14 protein-coding genes are annotated in these 17,123 nt (G+C 63.9%); 6 read left to right on the top strand and 8 right to left on the bottom strand.

Features of this window, described 5'->3' with window-relative positions; all coding sequences use genetic code 11:
• Positions 1-251: 251 nt before the first annotated feature.
• Together tdh and BFF94_RS04790 are read right to left on the bottom strand one after the other, a co-directional pair.
• The gene (gene tdh, locus BFF94_RS04795) at positions 252-1,280 is read right to left on the bottom strand and encodes an L-threonine 3-dehydrogenase (protein WP_034187547.1); all 1,029 of its coding nucleotides are present in this window, start codon (positions 1,278-1,280) and stop codon (positions 252-254) included.
• A 13-nt stretch (positions 1,281-1,293) separates the two neighbouring features.
• Positions 1,294-2,493 carry a glycine C-acetyltransferase gene (locus BFF94_RS04790; RefSeq protein ID WP_128841389.1) on the bottom strand — a complete coding sequence of 400 codons (1,200 nt, stop codon included), beginning with the start codon at positions 2,491-2,493 and terminating at the stop codon, positions 1,294-1,296.
• 161 nt (positions 2,494-2,654) lie between these two features.
• Here BFF94_RS04790 and BFF94_RS04785 point away from each other — a divergent pair, with 161 nt between their 5' ends.
• The 3 genes from BFF94_RS04785 to BFF94_RS04775 all read left to right on the top strand — a co-directional run bounded on the left by BFF94_RS04785 (position 2,655) and on the right by BFF94_RS04775 (position 4,892).
• Positions 2,655-3,266 (top strand): helix-turn-helix domain-containing protein, encoded by a 612-nt coding sequence (locus BFF94_RS04785; RefSeq protein WP_128841390.1) that lies wholly within the window; start codon positions 2,655-2,657, stop codon positions 3,264-3,266.
• Positions 3,267-3,408: 142 nt separating this feature from the next.
• Positions 3,409-3,786, top strand: coding sequence for a DUF2471 family protein (locus BFF94_RS04780; RefSeq protein WP_162285525.1), 378 nt, complete (start codon positions 3,409-3,411; stop codon positions 3,784-3,786).
• Between the two features lie 101 nt (positions 3,787-3,887).
• The gene (locus BFF94_RS04775) at positions 3,888-4,892 is read left to right on the top strand and encodes a tyrosine-type recombinase/integrase (RefSeq protein ID WP_128841422.1); all 1,005 of its coding nucleotides are present in this window, start codon (positions 3,888-3,890) and stop codon (positions 4,890-4,892) included.
• Positions 4,893-5,028: 136 nt separating this feature from the next.
• Here the strand turns inward: BFF94_RS04775 and BFF94_RS04770 are convergent, their stop codons facing one another.
• Entirely contained in the window at positions 5,029-6,210 is a 1,182-nt protein-coding gene (locus BFF94_RS04770) for a DNA-binding protein (RefSeq protein ID WP_128841391.1), read from the bottom strand.
• 1,822 nt (positions 6,211-8,032) lie between these two features.
• Between BFF94_RS04770 and BFF94_RS04765 the strand changes: the two genes are divergently transcribed.
• Entirely contained in the window at positions 8,033-9,400 is a 1,368-nt protein-coding gene (locus BFF94_RS04765; protein ID WP_128841392.1) for a replication initiation protein, read from the top strand.
• A gap of 93 nt (positions 9,401-9,493) precedes the next feature.
• Here the strand turns inward: BFF94_RS04765 and BFF94_RS04760 are convergent, their stop codons facing one another.
• The gene (locus BFF94_RS04760) at positions 9,494-10,555 is read right to left on the bottom strand and encodes a ParB/RepB/Spo0J family partition protein (RefSeq protein WP_128841393.1); all 1,062 of its coding nucleotides are present in this window, start codon (positions 10,553-10,555) and stop codon (positions 9,494-9,496) included.
• Positions 10,556-10,578: 23 nt separating this feature from the next.
• A complete protein-coding gene (gene parA / locus BFF94_RS04755; RefSeq protein WP_122948363.1) occupies positions 10,579-11,241 on the bottom strand; it encodes a ParA family partition ATPase in 663 nt (220 codons plus the stop codon).
• Positions 11,242-12,213: 972 nt separating this feature from the next.
• On the opposite strand from parA, the gene arsC reads away from it, so the two are divergent.
• Complete coding sequence (gene arsC, locus BFF94_RS04750) at positions 12,214-12,570, top strand: arsenate reductase (glutaredoxin) (protein ID WP_128841394.1); 357 nt, start codon at positions 12,214-12,216, stop codon at positions 12,568-12,570.
• A 123-nt stretch (positions 12,571-12,693) separates the two neighbouring features.
• Here arsC and BFF94_RS04745 read toward each other — a convergent pair whose 3' ends face one another.
• Positions 12,694-12,909 carry a zf-HC2 domain-containing protein gene (locus BFF94_RS04745; protein ID WP_128841395.1) on the bottom strand — a complete coding sequence of 72 codons (216 nt, stop codon included), beginning with the start codon at positions 12,907-12,909 and terminating at the stop codon, positions 12,694-12,696.
• Positions 12,887-13,486, bottom strand: coding sequence for an RNA polymerase factor sigma-70 (locus BFF94_RS04740; protein ID WP_128841396.1), 600 nt, complete (start codon positions 13,484-13,486; stop codon positions 12,887-12,889). The genes BFF94_RS04745 and BFF94_RS04740 overlap by 23 nt, the downstream gene beginning before the upstream one ends.
• Before the next feature lie 367 nt (positions 13,487-13,853).
• Between BFF94_RS04740 and BFF94_RS04735 the strand changes: the two genes are divergently transcribed.
• Complete coding sequence (locus tag BFF94_RS04735) at positions 13,854-14,408, top strand: NADPH-dependent FMN reductase (protein WP_128841397.1); 555 nt, start codon at positions 13,854-13,856, stop codon at positions 14,406-14,408.
• A 46-nt stretch (positions 14,409-14,454) separates the two neighbouring features.
• Here the strand turns inward: BFF94_RS04735 and BFF94_RS04730 are convergent, their stop codons facing one another.
• Entirely contained in the window at positions 14,455-16,698 is a 2,244-nt protein-coding gene (locus tag BFF94_RS04730) for a hybrid sensor histidine kinase/response regulator family protein (protein WP_219139048.1), read from the bottom strand.
• Between the last annotated feature and the right edge of the window lie 425 nt (positions 16,699-17,123).

Here is a 17,123-nt window from a genome sequence, read left to right as displayed (position 1 = left end):
GCATGGAGGTGTATGGAAGGGGAACAGCAGGTGCCGAATGGCGTGATGCGGGGAAGCGACGCGGCTGCCGACAGGTGAAGCGAACATGCGATTGCAAGTCACCGATGCGCGATCGTGCCGCGATCGAGCGCGCAAACACAGCTCCCGAATAATCTCACCTTAAGCCCGGATTCGCGCGTTCCGGCCTCGAAAACGCAGAGGTAAGCGAAAGCGGGGCAGGCGGCGAACACGCCGCGCTGCCCCTGCGGCACTCAGGCCGTCCAGTCGAGAATCACCTTGCCGCTTTCGCCGGACAGCATCGCGGCGAAGCCTTGCTCGTAATCGTCGGCCGCAAAGCGATGCGTGATGATCGGCGACAGGTCGAGGCCGCTTTGCAGCATCGCGACCATCTTGTACCAGGTCTCGAACATCTCGCGACCGTAGATGCCCTTGATCTCGAGCCCCTTGAAGATCACCTGGTTCCAGTCGATCGCCGTCTGCGCGGGCGGAATGCCGAGCAGCGCGACCTTGCCGCCGTGGTTCATCGCCTCGAGCATGCTCGTGAACGCGCTCGGCACACCCGACATCTCGAGACCGACGTCGAAGCCTTCGGTCATGTGCAGGTCGGCCATCACGTCGCGCAGCGACTCGCGTGCGACGTTGACCGCGCGCGTCGCGCCCATCTTGCGCGCGAGCTCCAGCCGGTAGTCGTTGATGTCGGTGATGACGACATTGCGCGCGCCGACGTGCTTCGCGATCGCGACGGCCATGATGCCGATCGGGCCCGCGCCGGTGATCAGCACGTCTTCGCCGACGAGGTTGAACGACAGCGCCGTGTGCGTCGCGTTGCCGAACGGATCGAAGATCGACGCGAGATCGTCGGAGATCTCGGGCGGAATCTTGAACGCGTTGAACGCCGGAATCGCCAGATACTCGGCGAACGCGCCTTCGCGGTTCACGCCGACGCCGACCGTGTTGCGGCACAGATGCCGGCGCCCCGCGCGACAGTTGCGGCAGAAACCGCACGTGATGTGACCTTCGCCGGACACGCGATCGCCGATCGCGAAGCCGCGCACTTCCTGCCCCATCTCGACGATCTCGCCGACATATTCGTGACCGACGTGCATCGGCACGGGGATCGTCTTCTGCGCCCAGTCGTCCCACTTCCAGATATGGATGTCGGTGCCGCAGATCGCCGTGCGGCGGATCTTGATCAGCACGTCGTTGTGTCCGACCTCGGGACGCTTCACGCGCGTAAGCGTGAGGCCGGGGCCGCGTTCGAGCTTTGCCAGTGCTTTCATGGTCGCGCCTCCGTCAGATGATGCCGAGCGACTTGCCGACGCGCACGAACGCGGCGACCGTCTGGTCGATCTGTTCTGGCGTATGTGCGGCGCTCATCTGCGTGCGGATGCGCGCACGTCCGCGCGGCACGACGGGGAACGAGAAACCGATCACGTACACGCCTTCGCCGAGCAGCTGGTCGGCCATGTTCGTCGCGAGCTGCGCGTCGCCAAGCATCACCGGGATGATCGGATGGGCGCCGGGCACGAGCGTGAAGCCGGCATCGGTCATCTGCTCGCGGAAACGCGCGCCGTTCTCGCGCACGCGCTCGCGCAGCTTCGCGCCTTCGTCGCTGCCGAGCAATTCCAGCACCTTCAGCGATGCCGCGGCGATGCTCGGCGTGAGCGTGTTCGAAAACAGATACGGACGCGAGCGCTGGCGCAGCAGTTCGATCACCTCGCGACGCGCGGCGACATAGCCGCCCGATGCGCCGCCGAGTGCCTTGCCGAGCGTGCCGGTAATGATGTCGACGCGGCCTTCGACGCCGCAGTGCTCGGGCGTGCCGCGGCCGTGCGCGCCGATGAAGCCGACCGCGTGCGAATCGTCGACCATCACGAGCGCGCCGTAGCGCTCGGCGAGATCGCAGATGCCCTTCAGGTCGGCGATGATGCCGTCCATCGAAAACACGCCGTCGGTCGCGATCAGCTTGTGGCGCGCGCCTGCCGCATCGGCTTCCTTGAGCTTCGCCTCGAGGTCGGACAGGTCGTTGTTCCGGTAGCGGAAGCGCTTCGCCTTGCACAGGCGGATGCCGTCGATGATGCTCGCGTGGTTCAGTTCGTCGCTGATCACCGCGTCGTTCTCGTCGAGCAGCGTCTCGAACAACCCGCCGTTCGCGTCGAAGCAGCTCGAATAGAGAATGCTGTCCTCGGTGCCGAGAAACGCGGCCAGCGCGCTTTCCAGTTGCTTGTGCACGGTTTGCGTGCCGCAGATGAAACGCACCGATGCCATGCCGAAGCCATCCTGGTCGAGGCCGGCCTTCGCCGCATCGATCAGGCGCGGATCGTTCGCCAGACCCAGATAGTTGTTCGCGCAGAAATTGAGCACGCCGGCACCGCCGGCGAGCCGCACGGCCGCCGCCTGGGGACTCGCGATCTCGCGCTCGGTCTTGTAAAAACCGTCCGCGCGGATCTGGTCGAGCGTCCCGCGCACCTGGGCGAGAAAGGCATCACGCATCGCAAAGCTCCTGACAGGGATTCGCATTCCGCAGCGCCCCGCTCGTGGCGGCGGCGCAACGGCCTGCTACTGTTATAGTCGGTCGTTCGGTTGACCGCATTTATCCGATATTCCGAACTATAATTCGAAATACCGAACAACTCTAAGCGAACGGAATCCAAATGGCAAGTTCCTCCGGATCGCGGCGCACGGCTGCCGGCGCCGCACCGCAACCGCCGGCCGCGACACCGCCGCGTGTCGGCGAGCAAATCCAGCGGCTGCGCAACGAGCGCAAGCTGACGCTCGACGACCTGTCGCGCGCGGCCGGCGTATCGAAATCGATGCTCTCCGAGATCGAACGCGACAAGGCCAACCCGACGATCGCCGTCGCGTGGCGGCTGACGAACGCGCTCGGCATCACGCTCGACGAGCTGTTCTCGCAGCCGAAGGCGCCCGAGACGATCCGCGTGGACGGCCCGCACGACATTCCGACGCTTGCCGGCCACGACGGCCGGTACCAGTTGCGCGTATGGGGCCCGATCGACCTCGCCGGCAAGTTCGAGTGGTACGAGCTGACGCTGCCGGGCGGCGGCGCACTGGTCTCGAACGCGCACGAACCCGGCACGCGCGAGCACCTGACCGTGCTGCACGGTGCGATGGAGATCGAAGCCGCGGCGGCAAGCCGGCGCCTGAAGGCCGGCGACACCGCGCGCTACCCGGCCGACGAGCCGCACGCAATCCGCAATCCCGGCAAGGCCGAGGCGCGGGCACTGCTGATCGTGATACACCGCTGACGGCGCGTATAGCCGGCCAAACGGACAGGTGCGGGGCCAGTTGCGGAAAACACTGTATGTTTGTACAGTATACGGACATTCCGCCATGCACGGGCCGGAGCGGGCGCACCGAGGCGCCCGCTCCGGTCGACAGGAGCCTGCAATGACAGAAGAACAAGATTTGGCCGCGCTCAGCTTCAAGGCTGCCGCGCACGACCTCGAGTTGATCGTTCGCCATGTTGCCGGGCGCTACATCCGTCAGCGCGTCCCGCTGACGTGGCGCCTGCTGCACGCGATCGAAGCCGAAGCACTCGCCGATCTCGGCTTTGCCAGCCGGCACGAGGCCGGCATGCGTCTATTGTTCGAACGGCCGTCGGACATGACGTTTCCCGAAACGGACGATCCGATCGACTTCGGGCGCTCGAATGCGCTGCCTGCCGTCTTTTCGTTCGCGGTTCTCGCGTACGAAGCGGCGGCAACGTCGCATGACACGACGCCTCGCGAGCGCGCTCACCGTCCGTCCAAGGCGTGGGGCGACTGACTGCCGGCCCTGGCCGCCGCACATGGCGGCTCGTCCAGCCTCTTGATGCCCGAGACGTTGCGGAAAGGGCTACCATATACGCAACTAACGGAATAAATAACATGTCCCTTCCCGACACCCCGGCGCGCCCGGAAGAAAAGGATCTGTTCGACCGCGGCGCATCCGACTGGATCGTCTCGCCCGAAGCCGCATTCGACGCGTGGCTCGCCATGCAGGACTATCGCCGCTCGTCGGCCGACGTCTATCGTGCGCAATGGGGCGCGTTTCTCACGTGGATGCGTGCTCATCAGAAAAATCTGGCCACGGTCGATACCGCAACCATCGCGAACTTCGTCGGCGAGTTACCGATCCGGAAAACCCAGCGAATGCGCTATCTGCGGCTGATCGAACGCGTGCTCGACCACATTCGGCGCACCGAATACGCATCGACCAACCCGGCCCGTTTCATTGCTCAGGATGGCGAAGCGAACTGGCGCAAGGCACGCGACAACGAACCGACCGGTTTCCTGACGCCGGCCGAGCGCGCCACGTTGCTCGCCTATCTGTTTTCGCCGATCGGCGTATCGGGTTCCGCGTACTGGAAAGAGCGGCGCGACCGCGCGCTCGTCGCCGCGTTCCTGGGTGCGGGCATTAAAACCGGTGAAGCACGCGCGCTTACGATTAGTTGCATCAACACGAGCGGCACGTCGCTGCAGATTCAGTCGACGCATCCGGATTACGCGCGCGAAACCCATCTGGCATCGTTCGCGATCGCGCTGCTCGAAGCCTGGCTCACGGAGCGCAAGCGCCAGGAAATTCCGGGGGAGCTCGTGTTCCCGGCATCGCATGCCGGGCGGCCGATGCACAAGGCGACGATGCTGCGCGCCATCGACGCGATCGTCGAATCGGCCGGGCTCACGTCGTCGCGCACCGCGCGCGCGAGCCCGCAAACGCTGCGCAATACCTACGCGGCCGAACTGTTCGAACACGACGCGCCACCCGAACGGGTCGGCAAATGGCTGGGCTTCATGCGGCCGATCTCGTCGAACCGCCTGCATCGCGCATGGAAAAACTGGCGCGATGGCCTGGCCGACGGTGACGCGTCCGACAGTGACGAAACTCACTGATCCTGAAGCGGCCGCTCACGCGAAGCGATCCGTGAGCGGCCTTGCGTGGCGCAGCCTCACCGTTTCACAGCTCCCGAAAAACCTCACCTCAAGCTCCCCGGATCGTCTCACCTGTGCGGTGCTGCCAATTCCTGGGTCACGTGTGCGCAAAGCGCGCGACGGCTTCGAATCGGGACGGCCATGCGCCCGAAGCATGCTCGCACTCGGGGCACACCACTTCAAAACCCTCTTCATCGTGTGACAGTTCCGGCTCGCCATCGCAATGCGGGCACTGAGTCGGCACCGGGGTCTCGTGATCCAGCGAGGTACCGATCGCGGAAAACGCTTCCGCATCCAGTTGCCCGGCATCGGCCAGGCGCCGGATCAGCTCGGCAATTTCCGGATTCATTCCGCGGCTCGCGCGCAGCGAACTCACGTCGCGCGTCGCACGTTCCAGTTCATCGCTCTGGGTACGCAACTGTTCTTCGAGCCGGTCGGCGCGAGCCTTGGACGAACTCAATTGCTGCAGGAAATCGAATTCCTTGCGCTGAACGTCGCGCAAACCGCTTTGATAAGTCGACGCCATGCTCCGCAACGAGTCCAGCTCGACCAGCATCGGCTTGACGCGGCGTTCGGCTTCGGCCACCGCGTCCTTGATCTGCTGCGCGTAGTGCTCGGTGCGCTGCTGCAGTTCGGCTTGCAGCGCGTCGATGCGGTCGCGCAGCGTGGCGTTCTGCGCCTGTTCGGCGTCGATGCGACCGGCGGCCGCGGCCAGCTCCTTCTCCAGTCGCGCGACTGTGGTGAGCAACGTCGCTTCGCTTGCCGAACCGTGCGTCGTTTGTGACGCGAGCTGAACCTCGAGCTCGGTCACGCGGGCCTGCAATTGTTCGTTTCTCGCTTCGCCGCGAGCGAGCGCGCCTTCGAGCGTCTCCTGGCGGACGATTGCGTCGCGCAACCGTTGTTCGGCGTCGGCAATGCCGGCGCGAGCTTGCTCGCGGTCGCCGTCGAGACTATCGCGCGCCGCTTTCAACGCCTCTTCATAGAGTGCACCGAGCAACGCACCGGCCTTTTCCTCGACGGCCTTCGGGATCGCCGCGCCGTCGAGCCTGACTTTGGAGGCGGAACGGATGCGCTCCCAGAAGTGGTCGATGTCTTTCGGGATGTCGCTGGCGCTGCCGGTTTGGGTGAGATCGCGGACGTTGGCGGCCGACGGCCGGATGCCGAGATCGAAGAACAGGCGCTTGCACGCATGCAGCGACAATTCCTGGCGCCGTGCACCGTTTGCACGCAGCGATTCCAGTTCATCCCGAATGACTTGGCGCATTTCGTCCAGGGTCATGACAGAGCTCACAGGCATTGAAATGTGGCAATCATAACGAAATACGTATTTCTTGATACCTATTTCGAAGAGGCGTGGTGAATTTACGTCGCTTTGCACAGAAATCGGGGCTGTGAGCCAATCCGGCCGAAGGTGGTCCGGGATTCCGTGAAACAAAGCGAAGAAAATCAGCCAAGTCCTTGTAGTACAAGCATTTTCCAGCAGGTCCCGAAATCCGGCATTTGTTTCACATGCCAAACGATCCGATTGCCTGTGGGTGTTCAGGGTTTGGGGTGTCTGTGGAAAACTCGTCAACCGATGTCTTGAGAGTATTAGAAGTAAACACCCTTGAACCCTTAGTTAAAAACGTTAACGCCACGGCACAGCCTTATGGAACAAGGCTTTCCGGCCGACAAGGTGAAGTTTTACGGGAGCCAAGGTGATCTTCTGCGGGAGCTGACGTGATGGGGTTCAGGGAGCAGCGTGAGCCGTTGCAGGAAAGGTCGTGAGCGGATTCGGGAGCACAGTGAAACACGAGATTTCCCAAAGGTGAGGTTTTTCGGGGCCTCACAGCCACAGAACCCGCGCAGTGCCTGACTGCACAGTTTTCTGCCTGTGCAGACATAGGTGAGAATTTGCGGGACCGTCTTCGCGCCCCGATTCTGCCCATCTTTTAAGCAGTTTGGGCGAAAGGTGAGGTTTCACGGGACTCCAAGGGAATTTGGTGTGAGGCTTTCCGGGAAACGAACGCCATTTTGCACAGCAAAAGTGCTCTCGGGGGCCTGTGGTGCCCCAAAGGTGAGGCTTTTCGGGAGGGAAATCGGGGTTTTCCTGCCCAGATCCCGTTGAGGTGAGCTTTTTCGGGGCATGGATCACAGGCTGTGATGCCGGTCACAGGTGAGAGTTTTCGGGAATGGTCTTTGCTTAAGAAATAGTCAAAGGTGAGGCTTTTCGGGACCTGTGAGCGGCCGAATTCGCCGAAAAGCCCGCCAGGACTGGAAGAAAACTCGTTTTTGCTGTGCCCCTTTTTGGCACAGGTGAGATTTTTCGGGGGCTGACACAGGGTCGTCGTATGAGGGATCCCCGTCGAAAGGTGAGGTTTTTCGGGGGCAGCCTGCAGGGCACAGCCAAATGCTTTCCGGACGTAAGTATCGGAAGGCATTGAGATTTTTGATACCGCGGCAGTTACGGTGAGGTTTTTCGGGAGCCATTCCCGTGCCCGTTGCTGTGCCGCCTTTTTTCAATAAGGTGAGGTTTTTCGGGAGGTGCTGGCAGTCAATCCCGCGCGCGTCGGGCATTCTTCGGCATTCGAACGAATGAACAAGCTGTGCTCAAGGTGAGTATTTTCGGGACCTGACACGGTTTGTGCGCTGTACAATGCGCGCCCGGGCTGGCAAAGCAGGCTCGATCGGGTTACGCAGGCCGGTTTCGAAGGTGTCTTTCCTGAGACCGGACCCGATCGCGATCTCCCGGCGAGCCGTGCCTGTACATGCATACAGGCCGATGCGGGGCGACGGGGGAGGCGCGGCGAGGTGCGATCGCGACCCTGTGCCGGACTCACGGCTGCGCAGTCGCAAAATTACGACAAATCGAAAGGTGAGCCGATACGGGAGCGAGTTTCGCACGTGTCATGCACAGGTGAAATTCTGTGAATCGGCGCATCCCGCGGCACGTCTGGAAGAGTCCGGAACGCTGCAATTCCGGACCGGTGAGCGTTTTCGGGAGCCGCTGGGGTGAGTACCGTTTTGCACGCGCGCTTCACCGGCTATGGTGAGCATGTCGTTCTGGACGCACATCACCGCAGGCGCTATCCTTCCGGAAAACTTCTCCTCCGACCCGACGTATGGCCACGACGAAGCGCGCCAAGAAAACCGATGTGGATGTGGTGAGTGCCAGTTCAGCCGAATTGCGTAAGGCCGTCGAGGCGATCGCAATTCAGCCGAAGAGCGGCAAGATCACGCTCCTCACTCGCAAGCTGTTCAATGTCCTGCTGGCCGTGGCGCAGCAGGCCGACGACTCGGGCGATACGTATCGCGCGCTGCTGTCGGATATCGTCGCCAACTCCGCCTTCGATTCGAACGACACCGCGCTGGTGAAGGAACACCTGCGCCGCATGGTGTCGGTGCAGGTCGAATGGAGCACGGGGACGTCGAGCCAGAAGCCGGGCCGCAAGTGGGGGATCTCGACGCTGATCGCCGACGCGGAAATTCTCGAGGATCCGACAACCCGCCGCGTGTGGGTCGAATTCTCGTTCGCGCCGAAGATCAAGAAGAAGCTGCTCGACCCGGTCCAGTATGCGCGCCTGAGCCTGCAGTTCCAGAGCCAGTTGCGCAGCAGCGCCGGTCTGGCGCTGTACGAAATCTGCGTGCGCTATCTGACGAACCCGAGCCACCTGACGATGCGCGAGCCGTGGGAATGGTGGCGGCCGATCCTGTCGGGCACGCCCGACACGGAAGCCGGCGACGAGGCGAAGCGCGAGTACAAGTACTTCAAGCGCGACTATCTGCGTCCCGCGATCGCGGAGGTCAACGCGGTCACCAACATCTTCGTCGAGCTGATCGAGCACCGTGAAGGGCGCCGGGTCGCGGAGATCCAGTTCCGCGTGACCGAGCGCAAGCAGCCGATGCTCGCGCTCGACGAACACCCGAACGTGTTCGACAGCACGCTGGTCGACCGGATGGTGAAGCTCGGGATCCCGCTGAAGGAAGCGCAGACGCTCTATGCGGACAGCGAGGAGAACCGGATTCGTGCCGCGCTGCAGATGACCGAGCAGCGGATGCGCAGCACGACGCTGCCGCCGGTGCGCAGTGCGCCGGCGTTGTTCAAGGATGCACTGAAGAAGGGTTATGCGCCCCCGGTCGAGTCGGTCGACGCGCTGCCTGCCGGCACGCCGTCCGCGAAGGTTGCGGCAGCCCAGCCGGACGATCTGAAGGCGCGTCTGCTGAGCGAGTTCGCGGCGTTCCGCCGCAAGGAAGCGAAGGTGCTGTACGAAGAGCAGGGCGACGCAGAGCGCGATGTGGCGCGCGAGTCGTTCGAGTCGGAGGCACTGCCGACGATGGGCACGCATCTGCGCGACGACTGGCGCAAGCGCGGCCTCGATTCCAAGCTGGCCGAGACGGCCTTTTTCGACTGGCTGGCCCAGAAGACCTGGGGCGAGCCGACGGACGGCGACCTGCTGTCGTTCACGCTGAACCAGTCGCGGGCCGCCTGAGGCCCGCTCAGGCCCGCTGACGGGCCGCCGCCGGCCCCCGCCCCTCAGTCGGGCGGGCCCGGCGTCCTCACCAGGCCCTGCCGGCCGCTCCCATCACTCCGACAACAGCATCCGCTCGAGCTGCTCGAGGATCGCGTCGCGCTTGTCCTTCGGGAGGCCGCGCAGACGCAATTCGATGCGGTCTTCGCCATACGACTTCAGGTCGCCGACCGACTTGCCGCCGAGCTTGATCTCGAGACGCTGCGCATAGCGCTGACGGCCCGCGACCTTTGGCGTTTCCTGCGCCGCGACGCGGCCCTTGACGATGTCCGATACCTGGCGCGTGCTGAGATCGTCCGACACGATCTTGTTGATCAGCCGCAGCGTGGCCTCGGTGCCGCGCGCATTGTGATAGCGGCCGACCTGATACGCCATGTTCGAACCGAAGCGATCGGGACGCACGACCATTTCCTGCATGATCGCTTCCGGCAGCTTGCCGATCGACAGTGCGACGGCCACCGTCGACTCGTCGAGGCCGAGGTGTTCGGAGAGCTCCTTCTGGCTCTGGAAATGCTTGTCGTCAAGGAAGCGGCGCCACACGACGGCATTGTCGAACACCGTCTGCGAATCGCGCTGGACGTTGAGGTCGTAGCCGAGCTTGTAGCTCTGGATACCGATCGGCACGTCGATCACGATCGCCTTGACCGTTTCCTTGTTCGCTTCCTTCAGCGCCCGCACGCGGCGGCCACCATCGCTCACGAAATACGTGCCCGGGTTGTCGTAATCGGGAATCACGTGGATCGCCTGCTGCTGCCCCTGCTTCGCGAGGTTGACCGCGAGCTCGGCAATCGACGACTTCAGATAGAAGTGCCGCGGATTGAACGGGCTGTGCTTGATCGCCTTCAGCGACAACTCGATCACCTGCCCCGGCGCATAGCGGTTCTCGAGGCGCCACGCGCGATACTGCGGCGATTCGTCGATCGACGGATCGAGCGTGAATTCCGGTGCGGGCGGCGGCGCGATGTCTTTCTTCGCGGATTTGGTCGGCGCCGGGGTGGGTGTCTCGGACTTGACGATGCCGTCAATCGCATTGAGCCGATCCAGCGCGGTGCGCTTCTCGCTCGTCGTGATATCCGGGCGCGCTTGGAATCCTTTGGCAAATTGGGAAGGTTTCATGTGACTCCTTTGTGCGCATAAAGTCAGGGCAGCATGGCGACGATTTCGTCGGCGCATGCGCGAATTTCGGCAGCGGCCAGCTTGCCGCCACGATCGTTCATCTGCAGCACGGTCTGACCGAGCGCCATCGCCTGCTTGTACGCTTCCCGGGTCGGGATCTGCGTTTTCAGCAACGGGAAGCCGAGTTCCTCGAGCGCGCGCTTGAGCTCGCGGGTCAGCATGCGCTTCTCTTCGGTCTTGTTCAGCAGGAAGACGGCGCGGAGGTCTTCGTTCATGACCTGCGCCTGCTGGATCAGCTTGACCAGCCCGACGCTCGACCAGTAATCGGCCGGCGACGATGAAGTCGGGATCACGGCAATCGATGCGGCCAGCAGGACGACGCCGGATACCTTCTCGGTGATCGACGGCGGGCAGTCCACGACGATGATGTCGTAGTCGTTGATGAATTTCTTGATCTCGCGATGGATCTGGCCGTCGGCTTCAGCAAGATTGACGACCGGAAACGGAATGCCGTTGTCGCTGTCGCCGGATGCGCTCGACCAGTGAACCAGCGTGTTTTGACGGTCGGCGTCGATGACGAGGATGCGCTTCCCTTTTTCGTGGAACGCGGCGCCGAGGTGCATGGCAATCGTGCTTTTGCCGACGCCACCTTTTTGTTGAGTGACTGCAATGATTTCCGCGGCCAATTTTCACTCCTATTTTGGTCGTTGGAATTCTACAGGACGATATTTATATTTCAATGAAATTGTCGTTCGACAACTACGCGCTAGCCATTCGGCTATCGGTTTATGCGCATAAACGAGCCGGTGGAGATCGGCGGCTTGATGGTGTGGTGGATGCCTGCTGCGTGATGTCGAGGAGCGACTTGATGGTTGTGTCGTCACGAGCCGCATCGCCGGTGTGAGCCGTGGGGCTGCTGCGATATCGCGATGCGCTGCCCTTTCGCTGGATTGGGCGCCATCGTACATCGAGGCCGCAGAGTTTGTGCGCATAAACTCTGCGGAGACCGAGGCAGGTTCGCCGCACGGCTAGACAGCCGGGCATTTCCGAGCATGGGTTGTGATCTGTATGCGCTGGACAGATGCGCAACTTCGAGGTGTGCGACCGGACCCGCGTGTCTCGGCGCAACGGGCTGTCCGGGCGCCACGTTTATGCGCATAAACCGAGGACGATGGGCGGCGAGCGGTGGAGGATTACGTGCCGGCCTCGCCTGAATTCGGTACGCAGTGATGCACCGGCGAGGTGGCATATCGGCGCATATCAACGCAGCGATCGCCCCGGCGTTATGTTGTCATCGCGTGTCGGCATCTCGCTGCGCCATGAATCCCGGGGCACCTCCCCCAACGATCGCAGGCTTTATGCGCATAAACCAATCGACTTGCCACGCTATCGGCTGGGTCTCTTGCCGCAAAGGCGTCCGTCGTGATGCCTTGGCTCGGAGAGCCTGATTCCTCCTCCCGCGATAGAGTCCTCTCCAACTTTATGCGCATAAACGCGTCGCTTCCTTGAAGCGCATCTCCGACGGCACTCCCCTCTCAGCCTCATCCCCCTGCTACTGCGAAGCATCGATTCGCACCCGATCTCGCATCGACCGCCGCGCCCGAACCCCCCGATGCGGACTGGCTACAATACAGGGCTCAACTATCCAGGCCTGAATGATGATCACGATCTACCACAACCCCCGATGCTCGAAGTCGCGCGAGACGCTTGCGTTGGTCGAGTCGCTGAATACCGCTGGCACGCCGTTGAATGTCGTCGAGTACCTGAAGACGCCGCCGACGGTCGACGAATTGGAAACGCTGCATCGGCAGCTCGGCCGTCCGGTTCGCGACATGCTGCGCGACGGCGAGGAACCGTACAAGACGCTGGATCTGGCCCGTGGGGATCTGACCGATGCGCAGGCCTATGCGGCGATTGCCGCTCATCCGGTTCTGCTGCAGCGCCCGATCGTCGTGTATCGCGGCAAGGCCGCCATCGGTCGGCCGCCCGAATCGGTGCAGGCGCTGTTCGAATAATTATTGCCCCGCGTATTTTTCTTATTGCATCAACCCGGCGCACGCATTGGTATTCGAAGTCGACGCGTTCGCCGGGCAGCACATCACTCACCGCCGCGGTGATAGCGGCAACGCGAGCCGAGGCTAGCCTTCCCCGGGCGCAGCGCCGTCATCGTCCGGCACCCGCCCCGCCGCCGCCTTCGCGGCCGTCCGCAACAGCGAAATCTGCCCGCGATAGGCTCTGCATCCGCTGCAGGTCGGCAGGTGCACGCGCACCTGCAGGCGCTCGTGCAGTGTCAGATGCCGGTCGAGCGCATCCGACAGCAGTCGCGTCACGTCAGTACATTTCCCCGGCAGCATCTTCGGTCGTCAGTCCTTTTTCGCTCAGGCAGGTTCGCAGGCGCGTGCGCGCCCGATACAGCAGCACACTGCAATGATTCGTCGTCAGCGTCAATTCGCTGCAGATGTCCGAAATCTCGACATCGAGGAATTCGCGCATCATGAATACGCGTCCGATCTGTTCCGGGAGGTGATCGAGGCAGGCCTGGAACAGCGTCCAAAATTGCTGCTGCTGCAACAGCGTCTCGGGCCGCGGCCACGGTCGCGGCTTCGCATGCGCGGCCCAGTGCCCGTTTTCCTTGAACAGCTCGCGATCGAGCACGGATTCGCCGTCGAGTTCCGCATCGAGCGCGGACAGGCTCACCGTCCGCTGCCGCGCGCGCAGCACATCGATCAGCTTGTTGCGCAGGATGCCGAACACCCAGGTCTTGTGGGCCGACAGCCCCGCGAAATCGCCCGAGTGCGACCATGCGGCGGCCAGCGCTTCCTGCACGGCGTCTTCGGCCGCGTCGGTATCGCGGAGCTGGAGTCGCGCGAAGCGCAGCAGGTCGCGCCGCAGTTGCGTGAGATAGGCGGGGTCGTCGTAGGTGGACGGCATGTCTGGGTTGCGGTGTCTCGAAGCAATCGCGCTTGGCGTCACGGAGCGGGCGCGTCGCGGTGCCAGCAGCTTACTGGGCGCGGTGCCGGCCTGCAACGATGTTCCGTCACGAATTCACGAAACCGGCCGGCGCGCTGCGCTATGCTTGCCGAAACCCGGCTCGCGCGTCGGCGGCGACGCGCGGCGGGCAATTTGTAACGTCAGAACATAACGGTCGAGTTATCCACAATTTCTGTGGAAAACCTTGTGGAAAGTCGGCCGGCCGGCCCCGTGGGGCGGTTCGCGGGCTGGCTTGCCTATAAACAGACCTTTGTCGCCTGTTCGGAAGCAATCGATCCGATTCCTCACACACCGGAAGGAGAATGCCATGTCCTATCGTATTGCGGTCGTCGTCGGCAGCCTGCGCCGCGCTTCGTGGAACCGCGCGCTCGCGCACGCCGTGATCTCGCTCGCCCCCAACGATTTTTCGTTCGAATTCGTCGAGATCGGCGAACTGCCGCTGTACAGCCAGGACTATGACGCGGATTTCCCGGAAGTCGCGAAGCGCTTCAAGCAGTCGATCGAGGCCGCCGACGCGTTGCTGTTCGTCACGCCCGAGTACAACCGGTCGATTCCGGGCGTGCTGAAGAATGCGCTCGACTGGGGCTCGCGCCCGTGGGGTTCCAACTCGTGGTCGGGCAAGCCGGGCGCGGTGCTCGGCACGTCGCCGGGCGCCACGGGCACCGCGCTCGCGCAGCAGCACCTGCGCAACGTGCTCGCGTACCTCGACGTGAAGACGCTCGGGCAGCCCGAGATGTTCATCAAGCACGACCCGGCGCGCATCGACGACCAGGGCCAGATCGTCAGCGAGGACACCCGCAAGTTCCTGCAGGGCTTCGTCGATCGCTACGCGGGCTGGGTGCGCCTGCTGATTTCGGCCTGATCGTCACGCCCGTTTACGCAGCCGGCGCCGGCCCGCACGCAGCGGGTCACGTGCCGGCGTGCCGCGCGTCGCGCGCTTCGCGGACGCCCAGCAGGATCTCGTCGAGCAGCGCGATGTCGAACGGCTTCGACAGCACGCGGACGTTGACGGTGCGCGTGCGGTCGAGCTCCTCCGCGTAACCCGTGACGAGAATCACGGGCAGCTTCCCCGGCCGCTTCTCGACCGCTTCGGCGAGGTCGATGCCGTTCAGGCGGCCCGGCATGTGGATATCCGAAATCACGAGGTCGAACGCGTCGTTCGCGGCCGCCCCTTCGATCAGGCGCAACGCGTCGTCGGCGGTGGGTGCATAGGTCACGCGGTGCCCGAGCAGCGACAGCAGCGCTTCCGTGCCGGCCGCGACTTCGCTGTTGTCCTCGACGAGCAGCACGTGCAGGCCGCCGAGCGCGCCCGCGTCGTGCACGACGGCCGGCGGCCGCGCGACGACATCCTCGGCGCGCGCGCGCGGCAGGTAGAGGCGCACCGACGTGCCGGCGCCCACCGCGCTGTCGATCGTCGCGAGGCCGCCCGAGCGTTCGCAGAACGCGAACACCTGGGGCAGGCCGAGCCCCGTCCCCATCCCCTGCGACTTCGTCGTGAACAGCGGTTCGAACGCGCGCGCGAGCACGTCGGGCGCCATGCCCGAACCCGTGTCGTCGAGCGAGATCTGCACGAAATCGCCGGTCAGCGGAAAGCCGTCCTCGCGGCGCAGCGTCACATTGCGCGCGCCGACCGTGAAGCGGCCGCCGACGGGCATCGCGTCGCGCGCGTTGACCGCGAGGTTGATCACCGCGAGCTCGAGTTCCGCGACGTCGACGCGGATCGGCCAGACGCCGGGCTCGATCGCGACGACCAGCGACGATTTCGAACCGAGCGACGTCTTCAGCAGTTCGCGGCACGTGCCGACCCATTGCCCGACGTCGATCGTCTCGTTGTGCAGCGGCTGCTTGCGCGCGACGCCGAGGAGCTGGCGCGTGAGCGACTGCCCGTTCTTCAGCGCGCGTTCGATCGCGCCGAGCTCCTTGTCGAGATGCAGGACTCCGCGCCGCCGCGCGATCTGCACGTTGCTCGAGATGATCATCAGCAGGTTGTTGAAGTCGTGCGCGACGCTGCCGACGAGGTTGCCGAGCGCCTGCATCTTGCGCGACTGCCGGTACGCCGATTCGATCGAGCGACGCATCGACGCTTCGGCCTGCCAGCGGTCCCACGCCTCCTCTTCCGCCTTCAGCCGCTTGAGCGACAGCCAGATCACGGACCACAGCGCGACCGACGGCGCGAACATCGAGATGAACAGCACGCTCAGGTGTTCGTACCATTCATGCCAGATCGCCGACGTGCGGTACGCGCACGTCACGTAGACGGGATAGCTGCCGACCTGGCGAAACGCGACGATCTCGCTGCTCGCGCCGTCGTGGCGCACGCGCACGATGCCGGCGCGCGGATCGTTGCGCGCGTCGCCGAACGTGGCCGAGCGATCGGTGTGCGCGAGCGACGGCGGCGGCGGATACGACGCGATCACCGCGCCGTCCGAACGCGCGAGCGCCATCGTCATCGGCGTGCTCGCGCCGCCGAGCAGGTCGCGGTAGAACGCGTTGAAATACGACGACTTCAGCGCGATCGACACCATGCCGGCGAACGACCCGTCGCTATGACGCCGCGCGACGCCCGTGTTGAACACGGGAATGTTCTCGAGCTTGAGCGGCCCCATCATCAGCCGCGAGATGTGTTCGATGACCCTGCCGTCGCGGATGCCGGCGAAGTCGTCGCGGTTCGCGATCGACGCATAGGGCGCCGGATAGTAGAGGCTGTTGGCGAGCAGCATCCCGCTCGCGCCGAAGATCGACACGGCGGCCACCTGCGGATAGCCGCCGCCGATCGTGTTCAGCGCTTCGTGGATGTCGGATTCCTTGCTGCGCACGGTCGCGTCGTCCATGTCCTGCACGAGGTCGACGATGCGCGCATCGAGCGTTTCGCTCAGGTCGAACACCTTGAGCGCGTGCTCCTCGGCGACGCGCACCGTGCGCATCGTCACGTCGCTCGCGGCGGCCTCGCGCGTCGTCAGGTCGTTGTACGCCATCACCATCACGTAGATGCACGGCAGCACGATTGCCGCGACGAGCAGCACGATCAGCGTCACGCGGCGGACCGCGAAATCGTGCTCGGGCGCGCCGGACGCGTAGCTGCCGTCGTCCTGCCAGTCGTCGGCGGGAGCGGGGGCGGGAGCGTGGGAGTCGGCAGGCCGGTTGGACGTCATCGAAGCAGCGGGTGAAGCGGAGGTGCCTGCCATCATAAACGAGTTGCGACGGCCGCCGCGCGGCCCCGCGCGCACGCGATCGTATCGATTCCGGCAAGGAGAAATTGTCAGATTGAAAACGCGACGAATCCGGCAGCGCAAACGTACACAAGGAAAAATTTTGCGTGCTTATCTCGGAAATGGTTGCGCCTGTTTTCGGAATGACGCGTGATCGGACCAATTTTGTTCGAAATGGTGAAAATGGCGAGTTGCATCGCCCCCGGTTTACTCAGAGAATCGCGCCTTGCTTTCCCTATGACAGATATATGCGCCCGCCGGCGTTCGCCGCACGGTGCGTCGCGCACCTGCTCGCGACGCCCGCGCTCGGCCGCAAGGCGGTTGCCCGCGCACGAACGCATGGCAGCCTAAAGAATCGCGCCGCGCGG

The organism is Burkholderia catarinensis (genome assembly GCF_001883705.2).
GTDB classification, from domain to species: domain Bacteria; phylum Pseudomonadota; class Gammaproteobacteria; order Burkholderiales; family Burkholderiaceae; genus Burkholderia; species Burkholderia catarinensis.
Note: the sequence above shows the minus strand (reverse complement) of the source record. Positions and strands in the feature narration are given on the sequence as shown.

Coding starts and splice junctions, on each gene's coding strand:
- tdh (WP_034187547.1), bottom strand. CDS start 1,280: ATGAAAGCACTGGCAAAGCTCGAACGCGGCCCCGGCCTCACGCTTACG.
- BFF94_RS04790 (WP_128841389.1), bottom strand. CDS start 2,493: ATGCGTGATGCCTTTCTCGCCCAGGTGCGCGGGACGCTCGACCAGATC.
- BFF94_RS04785 (WP_128841390.1), top strand. CDS start 2,655: ATGGCAAGTTCCTCCGGATCGCGGCGCACGGCTGCCGGCGCCGCACCG.
- BFF94_RS04780 (WP_162285525.1), top strand. CDS start 3,409: ATGACAGAAGAACAAGATTTGGCCGCGCTCAGCTTCAAGGCTGCCGCG.
- BFF94_RS04775 (WP_128841422.1), top strand. CDS start 3,888: ATGTCCCTTCCCGACACCCCGGCGCGCCCGGAAGAAAAGGATCTGTTC.
- BFF94_RS04770 (WP_128841391.1), bottom strand. CDS start 6,210: ATGACCCTGGACGAAATGCGCCAAGTCATTCGGGATGAACTGGAATCG.
- BFF94_RS04765 (WP_128841392.1), top strand. CDS start 8,033: ATGGCCACGACGAAGCGCGCCAAGAAAACCGATGTGGATGTGGTGAGT.
- BFF94_RS04760 (WP_128841393.1), bottom strand. CDS start 10,555: ATGAAACCTTCCCAATTTGCCAAAGGATTCCAAGCGCGCCCGGATATC.
- arsC (WP_128841394.1), top strand. CDS start 12,214: ATGATCACGATCTACCACAACCCCCGATGCTCGAAGTCGCGCGAGACG.
- BFF94_RS04745 (WP_128841395.1), bottom strand. CDS start 12,909: ATGCTGCCGGGGAAATGTACTGACGTGACGCGACTGCTGTCGGATGCG.
- BFF94_RS04740 (WP_128841396.1), bottom strand. CDS start 13,486: ATGCCGTCCACCTACGACGACCCCGCCTATCTCACGCAACTGCGGCGC.
- BFF94_RS04735 (WP_128841397.1), top strand. CDS start 13,854: ATGTCCTATCGTATTGCGGTCGTCGTCGGCAGCCTGCGCCGCGCTTCG.
- BFF94_RS04730 (WP_219139048.1), bottom strand. CDS start 16,698: ATGACGTCCAACCGGCCTGCCGACTCCCACGCTCCCGCCCCCGCTCCC.